General features: G+C 52.2%; 13 protein-coding genes and 1 pseudogene. All 14 read right to left on the reverse strand.

The window, feature by feature from the left end; all coding sequences use genetic code 11:
* Positions 1–54: 54 nt before the first annotated feature.
* The gene (locus ACE5KN_RS07875; RefSeq protein ID WP_375525849.1) at positions 55–840 is read right to left on the reverse strand and encodes an SDR family oxidoreductase; all 786 of its coding nucleotides are present in this window, start codon (positions 838–840) and stop codon (positions 55–57) included.
* A gap of 110 nt (positions 841–950) precedes the next feature.
* Complete coding sequence (locus tag ACE5KN_RS07880; RefSeq protein WP_375525848.1) at positions 951–1,448, reverse strand: GNAT family N-acetyltransferase; 498 nt, start codon at positions 1,446–1,448, stop codon at positions 951–953.
* A 40-nt stretch (positions 1,449–1,488) separates the two neighbouring features.
* Complete coding sequence (locus ACE5KN_RS07885) at positions 1,489–2,718, reverse strand: MFS transporter (protein WP_375525847.1); 1,230 nt, start codon at positions 2,716–2,718, stop codon at positions 1,489–1,491.
* A gap of 102 nt (positions 2,719–2,820) precedes the next feature.
* Positions 2,821–4,887, reverse strand: a complete 2,067-nt coding sequence (locus ACE5KN_RS07890; protein ID WP_375525967.1) for a molybdopterin-containing oxidoreductase family protein — start codon at positions 4,885–4,887, stop codon at positions 2,821–2,823.
* 655 nt (positions 4,888–5,542) lie between these two features.
* Positions 5,543–6,394 carry a formate/nitrite transporter family protein gene (locus ACE5KN_RS07895; protein ID WP_375525840.1) on the reverse strand — a complete coding sequence of 284 codons (852 nt, stop codon included), beginning with the start codon at positions 6,392–6,394 and terminating at the stop codon, positions 5,543–5,545.
* Between the two features lie 382 nt (positions 6,395–6,776).
* On the reverse strand, positions 6,777–8,138 hold the full coding sequence (locus ACE5KN_RS07900) for an FAD-dependent oxidoreductase (RefSeq protein WP_375525839.1): 1,362 nt from the start codon (positions 8,136–8,138) through the stop codon (positions 6,777–6,779).
* Positions 8,139–8,478: 340 nt separating this feature from the next.
* Positions 8,479–9,135, reverse strand: coding sequence for a hypothetical protein (locus ACE5KN_RS07905; RefSeq protein WP_375525838.1), 657 nt, complete (start codon positions 9,133–9,135; stop codon positions 8,479–8,481).
* Between the two features lie 17 nt (positions 9,136–9,152).
* Positions 9,153–9,602 carry a peptidoglycan-binding domain-containing protein gene (locus tag ACE5KN_RS07910; protein ID WP_375525837.1) on the reverse strand — a complete coding sequence of 150 codons (450 nt, stop codon included), beginning with the start codon at positions 9,600–9,602 and terminating at the stop codon, positions 9,153–9,155.
* 444 nt (positions 9,603–10,046) lie between these two features.
* A complete protein-coding gene (locus ACE5KN_RS07915) occupies positions 10,047–10,523 on the reverse strand; it encodes a glutathione peroxidase (RefSeq protein WP_375525836.1) in 477 nt (158 codons plus the stop codon).
* A gap of 208 nt (positions 10,524–10,731) precedes the next feature.
* The gene (locus tag ACE5KN_RS07920) at positions 10,732–11,610 is read right to left on the reverse strand and encodes an ABC transporter ATP-binding protein (protein WP_375525835.1); all 879 of its coding nucleotides are present in this window, start codon (positions 11,608–11,610) and stop codon (positions 10,732–10,734) included.
* Positions 11,611–11,657: 47 nt separating this feature from the next.
* Positions 11,658–12,686 (reverse strand): FecCD family ABC transporter permease, encoded by a 1,029-nt coding sequence (locus ACE5KN_RS07925; protein WP_375525834.1) that lies wholly within the window; start codon positions 12,684–12,686, stop codon positions 11,658–11,660.
* Positions 12,686–13,729, reverse strand: a complete 1,044-nt coding sequence (locus ACE5KN_RS07930) for a FecCD family ABC transporter permease (protein ID WP_375525833.1) — start codon at positions 13,727–13,729, stop codon at positions 12,686–12,688. Before ACE5KN_RS07930 ends, ACE5KN_RS07925 begins: the two co-directional genes overlap by 1 nt.
* Before the next feature lie 207 nt (positions 13,730–13,936).
* Positions 13,937–15,085, reverse strand: coding sequence for an AI-2E family transporter (locus ACE5KN_RS07935; protein ID WP_375525832.1), 1,149 nt, complete (start codon positions 15,083–15,085; stop codon positions 13,937–13,939).
* Positions 15,086–15,202: 117 nt separating this feature from the next.
* A pseudogene (locus ACE5KN_RS07940) lies at positions 15,203–16,543 on the reverse strand (DEAD/DEAH box helicase); the annotation flags it as partial.
* Positions 16,544–16,680: the final 137 nt, after the last annotated feature.

Genomic DNA, 16,680 nt, shown 5'->3' on the forward strand with positions numbered 1-16,680 from the left:
ATGATAATGATTATCAATTGGAGAGTCAAATGTATTTCTTTTCCATCCAGGCCGTTATAACGCTTGTACCAGCCCGCCATCCACCACCAGCGTTGTGCCGGTCAAATACGTATTGGCTCCGGAGAGCAGGAATACGACCGCTTTGGCAAACTCTTCAGGCGTGCCGTAGCGCCCAAGCGGGATTTCAGCCTGGCTCCGTTCCTGAATTTGCTCCAGGGGCACTCCCTGCTGCTCCGCCTTTTTGCTGTCAAGCTGTACAATCCGGTCCGTTTCGATCCGCCCCGGCGCCACCGTATTTATCAGAATGCCATATGGAGCGAGCTCCTGCGACAACGTCTTGGTCAGTCCTGCTACGCCTGTCCGGAAGGTGTTAGAGAGCACGAGCCCCGGGATTGGCTGTTTGATGGAGGTGGAGGTCATATTCACGATATGGCCGCCAAGCTCTTTCATATAAGGCAGAGCTCCACGGATCATCCGGACATAACTCAACAAGTTCAGATGAAAAGCATGCTCCCAGTCCTCATCCGTCAGCTCTTCAAACTTCCCAGCCGGCGGGCCGCCGGAATTGCACACCAAAATGTCAATCCGTCCGAACAGCTCCCCCGTCCGCTGAAGCAGCTTTTCCACGTCACCTTTGTCCTTGACATCCGCCACTGTGTACTCCACGCGTCCTCCGCCCAGCTTGGCCAATTCTTCACGTGCTTCTGCCAGCTTGCTCTCATTGCGGCTCACGAGCATAACGTCAGCTCCCTCAGCCACCAGCTGTGCGGCGATCGCTTTGCCCAGTCCGCTGCTGGATGCAGCCACAAGCGCTTTTCTGTTCGTCAAATGAAGATCCATATCCAATCTCCTCCCTGATAAATGCATATTGTCTTACTGACCGATTACACCTTATGCACACGAAAGAAACGGCGGAGTGCCGCAATGGACGCTTGCGTCAGCCGGGCCCATTATTCTTCCATATAATAAGCCATTAAAATATCGTCTATGTAGGTGCCTGAAAGGAAAAATTCAGCCTTTAGCCTGCCCTCCTCCACAAATCCGTTCTTCCGGTAAAAAGCCACGGCTCCCTCATTGCATGACAGGACCCGGAGGCTGAGCTTGCGAATGCTCCGGGAAGCCGCCAGCTCCTTCATGGCATCCATAAGCAGCATGCCGACTCCCTGCCCCTGGCAGGAAGGATGAACGGCGATATGAATGGACAGCACATGGCTGTTGCTGGGGAGTGAGGTGGGTGGATTAAACCCGATATAACCATATACCGTTCCATCTTTAACTGCGACAAGCTGCGACCCCGGAGGGGAATGGCGAAGAAACTCTTCCCTTGAACTCCTGTTCAATGGAGCCGGAGTTGTCTGCTCATCCCACACAAGCTCGTCCAGTTCCATAATTTGCAAGGCATCCTTAAGCTCCGAGGGACGCAAAGTCCATCCTTGGCTTAACGTCATAGCAATCAATCCTTCCGTTTCTTGCCGGTTTGGCTTGAATCTATTGTATTCCTACAGCCTCCAGCTCGCTCTGTACCCGGCTGCGGTTCAGCCAGCCATGCAGCATGTAAAACAGGATGCAGAGCACAGCTGTACCCGCCGCCAGCCAGACCGCCGGAGCAAGGCCTGCTTGATCGTACAGCACGCCCATGGCGTAAGGGCCGAACACCCGCCCGGCCGCGCCGATCCCGCCGACCAGACCGATGTAAAATGGTGCCCCTTTACCGCCATGCTCCGACAAAAACGCCGGAATGGCAGGGGACATCAGCATTTCACCGATCGTTGCCAGCACCATCGCGAGAACCATACCCGCATAATTATGGACCAGCATCATGAGAATATAAGCGGCAAGATAAAAAATACCGCTGCCAATCAACTGGGAAGAAGTCGTTGCGGTCCAGCTGCGCCGAATCCAGGACACGAGCGGCTGTGCAGCAAAGATTAGAATACCGTTCAAGGTCCAAAGCAGGCCGTACATGCTCTTGGGCATCCCCTCTTCAATAATGAACGGGGATACCCCGCTATTCCAAATCGAGTTGCCAAACCACAGAAACAGGGTTCCGAGCCCTATATACATATAGATACGAATATCCCGCAGCAGTACAGGCAGCGGCAGCTCTCCGGAAGCACGGCTGCGCTTGCTCAAATGCACCTCACCTTCTTCTTTGTCCACCTTGGTGAGATAGGTGAAGAAGAACAGGGCGAACAAGGCCGCTGTCAGGCCGTTCAGCACGAAGCTCAGGTGATAGGACAAGTCAGCCAGCACACCGCTCAGAGCTGTCCCGAGCGCCACCCCGATATTATTCGCTACATAAACCACGTTAAACAATTCCCCGCGCCGGTCGGCAAACCGGAAGCCGATAAAGGCCTGAATCGCAGGCATGGACATAGCGTTGGAAAAGCCGATGAAGCCCATCATGATCACGAAAATGAACCAGTACTGGCTGGTAAAAGGCAGTGCTAACAGCCCAAAAGCGTTCATGGCCAGCGAGCCCACAATAAGCCTTTTCACGCCCACACGGTGGTATAGAGCCCCTCCGAGCAGCTGCCCTATGATGCCACCGAGCGACTGAATCAAAATCACAAAACCGGCGTCGCTCATCGTATGCCCCAGCTCGTCGAAGACATACATCGTGATCAGCGGCCACATCAATGAGCCTCCGGCTGAATTCACCAGGCTGGCGATCAAAAACACTCTTACTTCTTTAGGATAGGACTGCAAAAATTTCATGAATATACTCCTTCATCGCACATCAGCAGACTGACTCATCATGTTAGAAAATCATGACACTTCCATCAGTATCGCCTACATGCGCTCATCCGGCAAGCACATTCATTGACGCTTTACATTAACAGCAGTCGAGAAGAACACGGCGCCTTTTCCCATGTCTGCCAGCCTGTCCGGCGTCAGTACATTCGCACGCTGCCGCTGCCCGTCTTTATCCCACCAGAGCCCCTGGCTGATCACCGTTCCAGGCAGCATCCGGTCAACAACCTTTGCATGCAGCTCACAAGTTCCCCTGTCGTTCCATATCGTTACCTTATCGCCGTCCGCGATTCCCCTTGCCGCTGCATCCTCGGGATGAATTTGCAGCAGAGGCTCCTTTTCCAGCTCCTGATGCTTCGGAACATTGGCAAAGGTCGAATTCAGAAAATTGTGGTTCGGCGGGGAGATGAACATGAGCGGATACAATGCATCCGGGTCAGGCCTCCGCTGACCGTCATAGCCTTCCTGCAGCGGCATATAGGTCGGCAAACCGGGCAGTCCCGCCCGCTCCAGCGTTTTGGAATACAGCTCGATCTTGCCGGACGGGGTCGGCAGCATCTCCAAGAACCGCGCCTGCGGACTCATATCCAGCTTCACATGCCGGTGCTCCTGCAGCGCCTCCAGGGTAATCCCGTTCAAGTAAGGATTGACGGGATGGTCCAAAGCTCCGCGGATCATGCTGTCCTCGCTTTCACTAAAGGCTTCGCTGTCAAAACCCATCATCTGCCCCAGCAAGGAGAACAACTCATAATTGCTCTTGCTCTCCCCGACCCGTGCAATGACAGGCTCCTGAAGCTGGATATAATGATGCCAGTAGGAAGTGAACAAATCGGTGCTTTCAAAAGACGAAGCGGCAGGCAGAACGATATCCGCATATTTCGCCGTGTCCGTCATAAACAAGTCGTGGACAACGGTAAAAAGATCTTCCCGTTCGAAGCCGCGGATTACCCTCTCCGTATCCGGAGCAACCACCAGCGGATTCGAACAGTATACAAACAGCCCCATAACCGGTTTCTCATTGTCCAGCAGCGCGTCCCCGATCCGGTTCATATTGATATGGCGCGCCTGCGGATTCGGTCGCAGATCCGGCCGTTCCAGCGCAGCGCTGTTCAGCTTGGCATAACCGCTGTTCGATTTTGTCGCCCCGCCGCCGCGCTGCTGCCAATGACCCGTGAGGGCCGGCAGACAGGTTATCGTTCTTACATTCATGCCCCCGTTGTCATGGTGCTGCAGGCCGTTGCCGACATGGATATAGGCCGCATGCGCGCGCCCGTACATTTCCGCCAGCCGAACAATATCCTCAGCAGGCACCCCCGTTATGCGGGCCGCCCATTCAGGTGTACAGCCGCTTACATGCTCCTTCAGAGATTCATGTCCTACTGTATAACGTTCCATAAAAGGCAGGTCCGTCAGACCTTGCGCAAACAGCACATTCATCATACCCAGTGCCAGCGCCGTATCCGTTCCGGGATATAAAGGAATAAACCAATCTGCCCATTGAGCGGTCCGGTTGCGGTGCACGTCGATGACGACAACCTTGGCCCCTTTCTTGCGCGCTTTCTCGGCAAGCACAACCTGATGCATATTGGTGCTGACAATATTGCCTCCCCAGACAATAATCAAATCCGCATGCTCAATGTCCTCCGGGCTTACTCCCCCGTAAAATCCCATCGTATGTATCCATCCGGCATTACCTGCAGAGTTGCAGATCGTCTGCTCCAGCTTGCTCGCTCCCAGTGCGTTAAAAAAGCGGCGGTCCATGCCATCCACGCTCAGCTTGCCCATATTGCCGTAAAAGCTGTAAGGAAGAATCGACTCCGGGCCATGGCTGGCCATGAATTCCCGGAAACGGTCTGTAATTTCCGCTAGAGCCTCCTCCCATGTAATCCGCTCAAACTGCCCCGAGCCCTTGGGTCCTGTCCGTTTGAGCGGATGCAGCAGCCGCTCGGGATGATGTATTCTTTCCGCCATATTGCGGACTTTATTGCAGATGGCACCTTTCGTGATCGGATGATTGGGATCGCCCGTCACTTTTACAATTTTGCCATTCTCCTTATGCAGCAGCAGCCCGCACGTATCGGGACAATCCAGCGGACACACGGCTGGAAACACACCGTCTGCCGTATCCGTCATCCTTGTCTTGCCATTCCTGTTGCCCCTGTTCATGCTGATGTCCTGAACCATTCTTGCCCTCCTCATCCGGCACTCCAACGTCCGTTTAATACTTTTCACTATCATACTATATTTTTTTGAAGATTATAGAATTTTAAGTTTTCAGCGGAGCTGGACAATGCTGTAATCGCAGGAAAAACTACCGCTAACGCGCCCTGCCTTCTGTGTATTACGCCGAAAGACGTTTTTCTTGCAGCGGGCTGTTTCAAGAATCTGCTTGCAGGGTAAGAAATAATCAAGGCAAGGATGGAGAGCGCACACTCTGCCTCCTGCCATACATGGACCACTCCCAAAAAAATTCGCCATGACAGGTTACGTTCCCCCGAACCTGACATGGCGAATTTATTTTAAGAGGTAGTTCAAAAAGTCATCTTTTGATCACGAAGCTAGTCAGGAAGCGGACTCGACATCGAATCTTGAATTCAGCCGGGCCTAAGCGTATGCTTACGAAGCATGTTTCCTGCGGAAACATTTCAGGTGCTCACGTACCCCAAGTACGCTCCGCTCCTCAGTCCCTAGCTTCATTCAACTCAAGCGTTTTGAAAAAACGCACTTCGGAAGCATAGGCTTCGGTGCTGAAAACCTGACTTTTTGAACACACACTTTAAATATGAGACTATACAGCCTGGTCCGGCGCTGCTTGCGGATGGGCAGCCTCTTTTTCCTGAATGACCAGGGCGTGCGTTTTCGGTTCAGCCTTAAAATCCTTCAAATATGCCAGCCAGTAGGCCCCCGCCACAAACAGGCCTCCGCCTGTCAGATTGCCCAGCCATACCGGCACGAAATTGCGGAGATAATCGAGCCATGTAAAATGGCCCGCAAAGATCGCCGCCGGAATCAGGAACATATTGGCCACAACGTGCTGAAAACCGATGGCCACAAAGGCCATGGTCGGGAACCAGATGCCCATAATTTTTCCGCTCATGGAGTCGCTGCCGTAGGACAGCCAAACCGCCAGTGCGACAAGCCAGTTGCAGCCGATGCCGGACAAATAGGACTGCCATAAGGAATCATGAATTTTGTGCCCTGCCATCTCCACCACTTTGTCCAGATAAGGCCCGCTCGCCGTCAATCCCACCACATGACCGAAAAAATAAGCGACAAACAGTGCGCCAGCAAAATTCCCCAGCGTGATCAGCACCAGATTTCGTATTACCTCTCCTGTCGTGATACGGCCGGCCATGCGGGCCAGGGGAACCGCCATCATATTTCCGGTCAGCAGCTCGCCCCCGCCCAGCAATACAAGCACCAGCCCCACCGGGAACACCGCAGCACCGATAAAGTTGGCGATACTTCCCCATTCTGCGGGAGCGCTTGCGATCACCCTGATGTCCAATAAAAAGCCCAGAGCAATAAAAGCGCCTGCCAGAAAGCCAAGTATGACCGCCGTCTGCCACGGATTATGGGCTTTATGAACACCGGTTTCAACCGTCAGTTCCGCAATTTGCTTCGGTTTATAAGTAGCCATCCTCTTCTCTCCTTCACCTTAATACTTCTTCTGTTTCTTTCAGTTTAGAAGGTCCCGGAGATGAAAGTAGTGAAATTTATCACATACTAAAAGAATGGCATATATGCAAAAAAGCAGCCTCCTCCTGGAAGCCGCCTGTATAACACATCGTAATTAATTATATTCTTCTTTCTCGAGCTGCTTCATAAACCAGCTGATAGCTACAAAACCGATTGCTCCGAGCGCAATCATAAATGCAATCCAAAACAAGACGGTTCCTCCCCCTTATCCATGACTCATGATCTAATGATTTGATATACTTCATTTTACAATATTCAGAGAGCAGGCAGAGCCGGATTTCATGGCAATTAAGTGAACAATATCACAGTTTTTTAGCGGATTATTACAGAGTTACAGCTTCCTTGTTTTTCACCGGCGGAAGAGCCTGCAGCCCGGCTGTATTCAGGAAGTTCCATGGCTTGTTGTAATGCGGCTGGAAGAAGAAGTCGATAAAGGCGAGCTGATCGACGGTCATCCGGTTCTGAATGCAGACCGACAGGGTATTGATCGATTGTGTAAGCTCCGCTTTCGACATCAGCTGCGCACCGACGATCCGGCGCGAATCCCGTTCATATACAACCTTCAGCAGCACTTTTTCCGCTGTAGGCATAAATTCCGGACGGTAGCTGTCCTCGATCGTAACCGCCTCCACCTGCATCCCTTCGTCTTTTGCCGCTGTTTCGGTCAAGCCTGTTCCTGCAATATTTTGTTCATATATTTTGATGCCCGAAGTGCCCTGGGTCCCCATATACGGGATGGTCGGCTGCATAAGGTTGCGGGCGATCAGCGTGCCCATCCGGACCGCATTTGTGGCCAGCGGGATGTATGCATTTTTACCCGTAGGATTATAGTGAATCGCACAGCTGTCCCCGGCGGCATAGATATCAGGATGGCTGGTCTGCATATAATCGTTAACGATGATGGCACCGTTCGGCAGCATATCGACCTGACCTTTCAGCAAATCGGTATTCGGACGGAAGCCGATGCAGAGAATGACCAGATCGGTCTCATACTCCCCTTTGGAGGTGATGACTTTCGCAACCTTTCCGTCCCGGCCTTCAAATCGATTCACCGTTTGACCCAGGGCAAGCTGAATACCTTGCTGCTTCAACGATTTCTCTATTCTGTCCGTAAACCCGGCATCCAGATATTTGTTCAAAATGCGGTCCATGCTGTCGATCAATGTAACTTCCTTGCCATTCATCTGGAAAGCTTCCACAAGCTCGATGCCAATGTATCCAGCGCCTACAACGGTAATCCGCTTGGCGTTTTTCGCTTTTTCAATAATGGTGTTGGAATGGTTATAGTTCTTTGAAAGCAAAATATTGTCAAGCTCAATGCCTTCCAGCTTCGGAATGATCGGCCACGAGCCGGTCGTCATGATCAGCTTGTCATACGTATCTGTAAATTCCTCCTGGGTTTCAAGATTGCGTACGCGCAGCGACTTGGTTTTCGTATCCACCGAGGTTACTTCATGAAGCATTTTGGTGACTACGCCCAGATCGGCAAGCTGCTGAGGAGACGAATAAAACAAGCCTTCAGGGTCCTTCACCACTCCTCCGACATACAATGCAATCCCACAGGATAGAAACGAAATATTATCATTGCGCTCATAAACGGTAATTTGTGCGTCAGGATATAATTTGGCCGTATTGACGATGGCTGCTGTCCCCGCGTGCGTGCATCCGATCACTGCAATTTTCATTTGTGTAGCCTCCTCAGGTGTAATTAAAGTGTCTGAAACCGGCTTGCTGGAAAAGAAACTGAAAAAAAGATATAGAATCAAAGCTTATCTTGTGAATAGTTTCACTTTATAACAGCTGCTTATGTGATTTATTTCACTTCATGGCTTTATTATAATGTGATCTATTTCACAATGCAACATATTTTTGCGGGGATTCACATTTTATTCACAGTTGGCGTAAGGGTCGCCCTCTTTTTTATTAGCTTTCCCACGATCCTTCTGAACATGCCTGTTGCTCCTGTTTCACGTAACTTCCCGCGAAAAAAGGCAGCCCATGAAGGCTGCCTGCGATGTAATACTCCTATTCTGCAATTTGTTCTAAGATTTGCTTCGCCACATTTAATGCGTCATCAAGACTGCCATTAAAAGTAGATACTGAGAAACCGTGGTTTTTTACGAAGAAATGCACCACTTTTCTCTCTTTCCCATCGACATAAGCTGCCTGATGGCCGCTGATTTCAGTTTCTCCAACTGGTTCATTGTAAAACTCTTTGATGGCTTGAATGGTTCCATCTTCATCAGTTAAGAGTGGGTTTTGGGATACCAGAAACTCAGTACCGTTTTGAGATTGATAGGTTGCTTTAAATTGTAGCCCATCACCAAAGTCTTGAGCAAACAGATTCGTTTGTTTTAAGTCAGGAACTACGCTGCTTTGCTCGGAATTGATTGATACTGCAGCACTTGGCTCCTTAATATCTTCTGGAATACGTAGTTCTCCCTCTGGAACTTCCGAGAGGTCAACACCAAATTGCTGGGCGTTCGGATCGGGCTCTATTCTTTCTTCCGGCTGCACACTTATAGAAGTTGCCTCATCTTCCGACACATTCCCAACTGTATCTGACGGGGTATCTATCGTAGTCGTGCTGTCAGCTTCGGCAGCATAAGTTTGATACATTAAACCACCACCCGTTAGCAGAAGGGCACCTGTCAAACCTGCAACGGCAATTTTTTTCTTCATCCTCGATTATTCCTCCTTTAGTAAATGTATCCACTTTTTACTGTAGAAGCATCACTCTTGTACTGTAGAGCATAAGCTAATCTGCCACCGGATTCCCGATATGAGGTCATATAAGTTGTACTATAAGGAGTGTGCAGCGTCCAAGTGTAGGGAGTATCAAATATCGAGGCATCGTCCATTTCAGACCATGTAGATGAACCCGCGACACCGTCAGCACTCAGACCAGTTGCCCTTTGCATGTTAATCAATCCAGTCCGGGTCCCAGACCCAAAGCTTCCATCAATCGTACCTACTGCACTTTGCTGGCCATAAGAATATAAGTTGGCTTGCAACCCTGTAACATAACCTCCAGATGAACCTTGCCTTAAAGTCGGCCAATCACTGAAGTCAGCGAGCGCCACACCACTAAATAGAAGCGAGCCAACAAGTGCCAGAGAACCTACAGATAACATCTTTCTCTTCTTCAACTGGTATTCCTCCTTTTATTTTGGGTACGCCAAACTTTAAAACAGACGTCCAGCAAGAGGGAACCTATGTAAATACTTTCATCATGTGCTTATCGTCCCTCTGAAATCCTTGTTATGCGAATTTTCCTATTCACCTCCGCTCTATCAAAAAATTTGGATGGAAAATAATCCATCTACTAATATAACGCACAAGTTACCACAAAGTTTCTAATACTGAGAAAAAAATACAAAAAAATAGTTCCTCAGTTGTGTCCAAAATGCTTCGATTTCAAATAGTAGAGTACAAACACTTCTCTGGCTACTGGAATAGCCATCCAGGATCTATCGGAGAAATCACTGCTTCAGCTTAAAAAATCCTACTATTGCTGAACACATGCAAAAATCTCCCGGTTCAACACAACCGGGAGATTATACGGCAGGACTAATCTGTCATTGCAAAGCTTATTAGAGCAATCCCTCAATAGCCGATCTCATCGAATCCGGAGACTCCTTCGGCTCAAAACGGGCGATAGGCGTTCCCTCGCGGTTCACCAGGAATTTCGTGAAATTCCAGGCAATCTCCCCGTTCTCCTGCTCGCCAGGCAGCTTGTCTTTAAGATATTGGAATAACGGATGGGTGTCAGGCCCATTGACTTCAATCTTGGCAAAAACGGGAAAGTTAACACCATAGTTGACCTTGCAAAACTCCTCCGCCTCTTCGCTCGTACCCGGCTCTTGAGCGCCAAACTGATTGCATGGGAAGGCCAGCACAACCAGTCCCCGGTCTTTGTATTCGTCATAAAGCTTTTGCAGCTCCCCGTATTGGGGTGTCAGACCACACTTGCTTGCCGTGTTGGCAATCACGATCACCTTGCCTGTATAAGTCTCCAGAGACAATACCTGATTGGCTGGCGTGATCGCCTGGAATGAATAAATGGACATGGCGGCTTCTCCTCCTTTATAAAACTGCCTGATATTAATATAAAATAAAATCAATCTGCTTCTATATCATAACCAAATGCAAAAGAAAATCCAAATCCATGACGATCGTACGCAAAAAGCTGGCGTTACCGCCAGCTGACTGAAAAAATATTATGCTCGATCTGGTTGCCGTTTCATCCGAACCCCAATCCTGATGTTTTACAACGGACTACCTTGCAGCAGCGCTCACAAGCTTCTCTGCTCTGTCAGGGACGAACATAGCATCTGCGCCGGGAGCGGCTGTAACGTTGGACAAGGCGTTGTGTCCAGCCAGCGCGTAAGGCAGGCAAAGCGGAACCCCCGTACGCGGATCAGTCACAATATCCGCTTCAATTCCGAATACATCGCGCAGCATTTCCGGCTTCATTACCTCAACCGGTGAGCCGACAGCTTGAGCCTTGCCTTTTTTAATGGCAATCATATGATGTGCATAACGGGCCGCATGATTCAAATCATGGACCACCATCACAATGGTGCGGGCAGCGTTGGCATTTAACTGCTCAAGAAGCTGCAGAACCTCAAGCTGATGGGCCATATCAAGAAACGTAGTCGGCTCATCAAGGAACAGGATATCCGTATCCTGGGCCAGTGCCATGGCAATCCAGGCACGCTGGCGCTGCCCGCCCGAGAGTTGATCAATTGGACGGTCATGGAAATCCTGCATGCCCGTTACCCCGATCGCCCATTCGACCATTTTCCGGTCCTCTGCCTTTAGCGAGCCAAAGCCCTTTTGATAGGGAAAACGTCCATAGGATACAAGTTCCGTTACAGTCAGCCCTTCCGGAGCAGTCGGATTCTGCGGCAGAATCGCAAGCTGCTTCGCCACTTCACGTGTGGATTGCTTATGAATGGATTTGCCGTCCAGCAGCACACTTCCGCCCTTCGGCTGCATGATGCGGGCCATCGTTTTCAAAATTGTCGACTTGCCGGAGCCGTTCGCTCCAACCAGTGCCGTAATTTGACCCTGCGGTATTTCAATGTTCAGATCCTCGACAATCAAACGATCCTCATAAGCGATATTCAAACCGACTGTATTTAAACGAAACATGTGATCATCCCTTTCTTTATTCTAAAGGCAGCTTGTGTGGGGTATGGTCAACCCCTTGATCTGGCGAGCAAATATAAAAAGTACGGAGCGCCGATAACGGCAACGACGATCCCGGTCGGAATACCGGACGGCTGAATAATCGTGCGGGCAATGCTGTCTCCGGCCAGCATGATCAATGCACCGACCAGCGCCGATACAGGCACGAAATGCATGTGCCGCGGTCCGACAAGCCTGCGGGCCAAATGAGGACCGATCAGGCCCAGGAAGCTTATGCCTCCGCTGATGGAGACACAGGCTCCACTGAGGGCTACAGCAGCTGCAATGAGCAGCAGCCGTTCCCGGTTCAGCAGGCTGCCGAGGCCTGCTGCGGTTTGATCTCCCAGCATCATCACATCCATCTGCCGGGCTTTGGCGAAAATAAAGGGTACAAGAATAATAATCCAAGGCAGCAGCGCCAATACGAAATCCCAGGTTGTTCCCCAAATGCTGCCCGCCAGCCAATTGGCCACGAAAGTATAGTTCTGCTCATCCAGCCGGATGACCAGCACCAGCATCAAGGACTGAATCCCCGCCGCCATGGCAATTCCGGCGAGCAGCAGGCGTGAAGTGGACAAGCCTTTATGTTTGCGGTAGGCCAGCATGTAGATGGCCGCCGCTGCTGCAAACGAGCCGATGATGGCAAGAACGGGCAAAGTAAACGGTGAAGCCCCCGTCCGCAGCGGGTTCAGCGATACGTACAGCACAACTGCCAGCCCGGCACCGGAGTTGATCCCGAGAATGCCCGGGTCGGCCAGCGGATTGCGGGACACTCCCTGCAGCACCGCGCCCGCTATGGCAAGCCCTGCCCCTACGAGCAGGGAAATGACGATACGTGGCAGCCGGAATTCGAACAAAACGAGCGATTCCGTTCTGCTGCCCATGCCCATAAAGGTCCTCAGCACCTGCATCGGACTAAGTGAGGTGTGACCCGAGTTGATGCTGATGATCAACACAATAACGATTAGCCCAAGCAAAACCGCCGCGACGGTCAAAGCTCTGGCGCTTCTTCCGGAGCTCCAGATTGTCTGTCCTTTCATCAGTCCCTCACCTCTTTCCGGATGAGGTACAGGAAGTAAGGAACCCCGATCAGGGCGATCATGGCCGCGGTCGGCGTTTCCTCAGGCGGCTTGACCAGTCTTGCCGCGATGTCGGCACCCACCATCAGGAGCGAACCAAGCACCGCCGAGGTGGGGATGATCCAGCGATAATCCTTGCCGACAAGGAAGCGGGCGACATGGGGAATCACCAGTCCTATAAACCCGATCGTTCCCACCATGGCGACGGAAGCGCCCGCAAGAACCATCACCACTGCCGAGGCGGCAAGCTTGATGAGTCCCGTCCTCAGCCCAAGGCCAAGAGCCACGTCCTCGCCAAGGCTGAGAATCGATATATATCGCGACAGCAGGAGCGAGGCAACCAGGCCAGCGCCGATCCACGGAGCTGTCAGAACGAGCTGGCTCCATTGGGTGCCGGCGACACCGCCTGCAATCCAGAAATCCAGATCCTGGGCAACATTGTTCATCAGAGCGATGCCCTGACTCAAACTGGTAAGCAGGACGGAAACGGCCGCGCCTGCCAGCGCAAGCCGGACGGGTGTGAGGCCGCCTCTGGAAAACCGGCCAAGACCGAAGACCAGCGCAACGCCGAGACCCGCCCCGGCAAAACAGATAATAATAATGCTATTAAAGGAAAGATGCGGCAAATACGCGAAGCAGATAGCCAGCGCAAAGGCAGCACCCGCGTTGATGCCCAGCAGGCCCGGATCGGCCAGTGGGTTGCGCGTCATTCCCTGCATAATCGAGCCGGAAGCGGCGAATGCCGCTCCGACCAACGCTCCCGCAAGGACACGCGGAAAACGCAAATCCCAAATGATCTGATGATTGGTATTGCCAGGGTCAAATGAGAAGAGCGCTTGATACACAGTCCTCAGCGGGATTCTCACCGCTCCTACCGCAATTCCGAGAGCCATGATGAACAGGAGAGCAGCCAGCCCGATCACGATGATGCCCATTGCCGCTCCCGGACGCGCCCAGAGCTGTTCCCGCAGCTGTTCTTCCTTCCCGGTTGTAGAGCTATCCATGCAGCAAGCCTCTTTCTTAACGAAATTCATGCAATCTTCATTTAAATTCTATAAATAAAGATACTGATAATCATTATCAATTGTCAATAGCCCAGACCCAACTTATTGAGAAATGTGACAAAAAAATGGACCCTTTCGGGTCCGTTACGGGTTACTATCGTTAATATTCACAATAAACGATCGCAATATTTACAAATAACGTCCGTATCAGGCCTGCTGTTCCTCCGGCTCATACATCCGGGAACGATATTTGATCCACTGGAATAAATGCGTCACAATGACCTTCAATACCGCATAACCCGGTACCGCCAGGACAATCCCTACAACGCCGAACAGATTGCCTGCCGTTAAAATGACAAAAATAATCGTAATGGGATGCACGCTAAGCGACTTGCCCATAATTTGCGGCGAGATGAATTTGCCTTCGATCAGCTGTACGACCGTCCATACGACAATCATTTTGACAAGCATAACCGGAGACGTTACGAGCGCGACAATGAGCGCCGGCGTAATGGCGATGGCCGGCCCCAGGTACGGCACCACGCTGGTGAATGAAGCAATAAGGGCGAGCGTGAGCGAATAATCGAGGCCTATAATCAGGTACCCGATATACAGCAGCACACCGATACACATGCTTACAATAATTTGACCGCGGATATAGGAGCTGACCTGATGGTTCATTTCGCTCATGATGCGGCTGGTCTGCGGGCGCAGCGCCGTGGGCAGCAGCCCCAGAATAAACTTTGGCAGCTTGCGACCGTCCTTAAGCAAATAAAACAGGATAAACGGCACGGTGATGATGGAAACGACCGTTTCTGTCACCGCCCCCACGATGGAGCCGATGCTTTTCCATGCATTATTCATTACGGACGAAACCCATTCCGAAGCTCTGTTCGCCAGTTCCGCAGGATCATAATTTACAGTTTCACGGAATTGATTCACAAAATCGCTGCCGATCAGCTCCTCGAACTTCGTCTGAACCTCGGCGGTGTATGCGGGAACATTGCTGATAAACCGCGCCGCCTGTTCACGGATGACAGGCACAACAGAGGTGATAATGATCGTAATGATGCCGATTACCAGCAGGTATAACACAATAATGGAATATACACGTTTAACCTTTTTGCGCTCCAAATAATCGACAATGGGGTTCAGCAGATAAAAGACGACGCCTGTCAAAATGAACGGCAAAATGACGGTTTTAACAAGCACCGCAAGCGGGTGGAATATATAAGATACACGGGTGAACACCATGATGTTCAAGCCAATTAGCAGCGTAATCAGCAGGAACAGTACAAATCTGTTGTTCAGGAAAAAGAATTTGAAGCGTTCCTTCCAGTCATTCCTCGGTTCCATGGCAGCCCTCTCGGCAATCAGATTTTCTAGCTGTGTAGCTACTATTACCAAATTATACACGGACAATGTATGGAAAACAAAAAGCCCCGGGAGCTTGGCCCGGGGCTGAACAGCTTAGCGGCCGCGGCGCCCACCGCGCCGGCCGCCCTGGGAGCCGCCGCCGCGTCCGGACTGTGCGGAGCGGCGCTCGCCGCCCGCGCCCGGGCGTCCCTGGCGCGGCTTGTCCTTGCCCGCACCGCGGCGTCCGCCTTCCGCGCGGCCGCGGGATGGGGCTCCGGCCGTGCGTGCGGGCCGGGCTTTCTCGCCGCGCTCCGCCGACGGCGCGGCGGAACGGCTCTGCTGGCCCGACCATTCGGCCCGGGCCAGCGTCAGACCTGCGGCCTTCTGAACCCGCCGCAGGTCGTCCATATCCTTGGGCGCGGCGAACGTCACCGCCACGCCTTTGCCGCCGGCCCGGCCCGTGCGGCCGATGCGGTGAATGTAGCTTTCGGCGTCATGAGGCATATCGTAGTTGAACACGTGAGTGACGCCTTCCACATCCAGACCGCGTGCCGCCACATCGGTGGCCACCAGCAGCTGCAGCTTCGCATCGCGGAACGCCTTCATCACCTGCTCCCGCTTGTTCTGAGACAGGTCCCCGTGCAGTTCACCGCTCTTGTAGCCAAGCGTCTGCAGCGCTTCGTTCAGCTTCGCGGCACGGATCTTCGTTCTGCAGAAGATCACCGCCAGATACGGACGATGCGTGTCAATCATCTCAATCAAGGCCTTCTGCCTCGTCCGGTCCGTACACTCCACGACAAGCTGGCGGATCTGGTTCACCGGGACCGGTGATTCGGACTCCACCTTGACGTCTGTCGGGGACTGCATATAAGCCCGGGCCAGCTTGCGCACGGCCGCAGGCATGGTGGCCGAGAAAAGCATCGTCTGCCGCCGGGACGGAACGGCCTGAATGATGGTTTCCACCTCGTTCAGGAAGCCCATGTGCAGCATCTGGTCGGCTTCATCTAGCACCAGCATGCGCACGCCGCCCAACTGCAGCGTCTCCCGGCGCATATGGTCCAGGAGCCGCCCAGGCGTGCCGATAATAAGCTGCGCTCCGCCCTGCAGCTTGCGCAGCTGCCGCTCCACGTCCTGCCCGCCATACACGGCGAGCAGTGAGATCCCCTCGGTCGTAGACGCCAGCTTGGCGGCCTCCTCGGTGATCTGCAGCGCCAGCTCCCTTGTAGGCGCAATGACCAGCGCCTGCGGGTATTTTTTGTTTCTGTCGATCTTATGCAATATCGGGAGCAAAAAAGCGAGGGTTTTGCCAGTCCCCGTGTGCGCCTCGGCGATTACATCCTGTCCGTTCATCAGCAGTGGTACAGCTTCACGCTGTACCTGTGTCGGCACTGCGATGCCCTGTGCTTTCAGTGCTTCCACCCAATGGGGCTCTACCCCGAGCGATGCGAAATTTTTCAATGAATGTCACTTCCCTGTTCTTGTAATCGTTATATCGGCTATCATGAGGCCTTATGGGCCGGATTCCCTTAGCTTGCGTCAGGCAGGCGGCCTTCAAGCATTTCCGCCCAGCTTTTGCCTTTCCCAGTATACGCGAA

This window comes from Paenibacillus terreus, from assembly GCF_042138595.1.
Taxonomy (GTDB): domain Bacteria; phylum Bacillota; class Bacilli; order Paenibacillales; family Paenibacillaceae; genus Paenibacillus; species Paenibacillus terreus.

What these genes read in the sequence shown, in the direction of transcription:
- ACE5KN_RS07880 (WP_375525848.1), bottom strand. Translation starts at nt 1,448, where the DNA reads ATGACGTTAAGCCAAGGATGGACTTTGCGTCCCTCGGAGCTTAAGGAT.
- ACE5KN_RS07875 (WP_375525849.1), bottom strand. Translation starts at nt 840, where the DNA reads ATGGATCTTCATTTGACGAACAGAAAAGCGCTTGTGGCTGCATCCAGC.
- ACE5KN_RS07895 (WP_375525840.1), bottom strand. Translation starts at nt 6,394, where the DNA reads ATGGCTACTTATAAACCGAAGCAAATTGCGGAACTGACGGTTGAAACC.
- ACE5KN_RS07900 (WP_375525839.1), bottom strand. Translation starts at nt 8,138, where the DNA reads ATGAAAATTGCAGTGATCGGATGCACGCACGCGGGGACAGCAGCCATC.
- ACE5KN_RS07935 (WP_375525832.1), bottom strand. Translation starts at nt 15,085, where the DNA reads ATGGAACCGAGGAATGACTGGAAGGAACGCTTCAAATTCTTTTTCCTG.
- ACE5KN_RS07905 (WP_375525838.1), bottom strand. Translation starts at nt 9,135, where the DNA reads ATGAAGAAAAAAATTGCCGTTGCAGGTTTGACAGGTGCCCTTCTGCTA.
- ACE5KN_RS07920 (WP_375525835.1), bottom strand. Translation starts at nt 11,610, where the DNA reads ATGTTTCGTTTAAATACAGTCGGTTTGAATATCGCTTATGAGGATCGT.
- ACE5KN_RS07925 (WP_375525834.1), bottom strand. Translation starts at nt 12,686, where the DNA reads ATGAAAGGACAGACAATCTGGAGCTCCGGAAGAAGCGCCAGAGCTTTG.
- ACE5KN_RS07930 (WP_375525833.1), bottom strand. Translation starts at nt 13,729, where the DNA reads ATGGATAGCTCTACAACCGGGAAGGAAGAACAGCTGCGGGAACAGCTC.
- ACE5KN_RS07915 (WP_375525836.1), bottom strand. Translation starts at nt 10,523, where the DNA reads ATGTCCATTTATTCATTCCAGGCGATCACGCCAGCCAATCAGGTATTG.
- ACE5KN_RS07890 (WP_375525967.1), bottom strand. Translation starts at nt 4,887, where the DNA reads ATGACGGATACGGCAGACGGTGTGTTTCCAGCCGTGTGTCCGCTGGAT.
- ACE5KN_RS07885 (WP_375525847.1), bottom strand. Translation starts at nt 2,718, where the DNA reads ATGAAATTTTTGCAGTCCTATCCTAAAGAAGTAAGAGTGTTTTTGATC.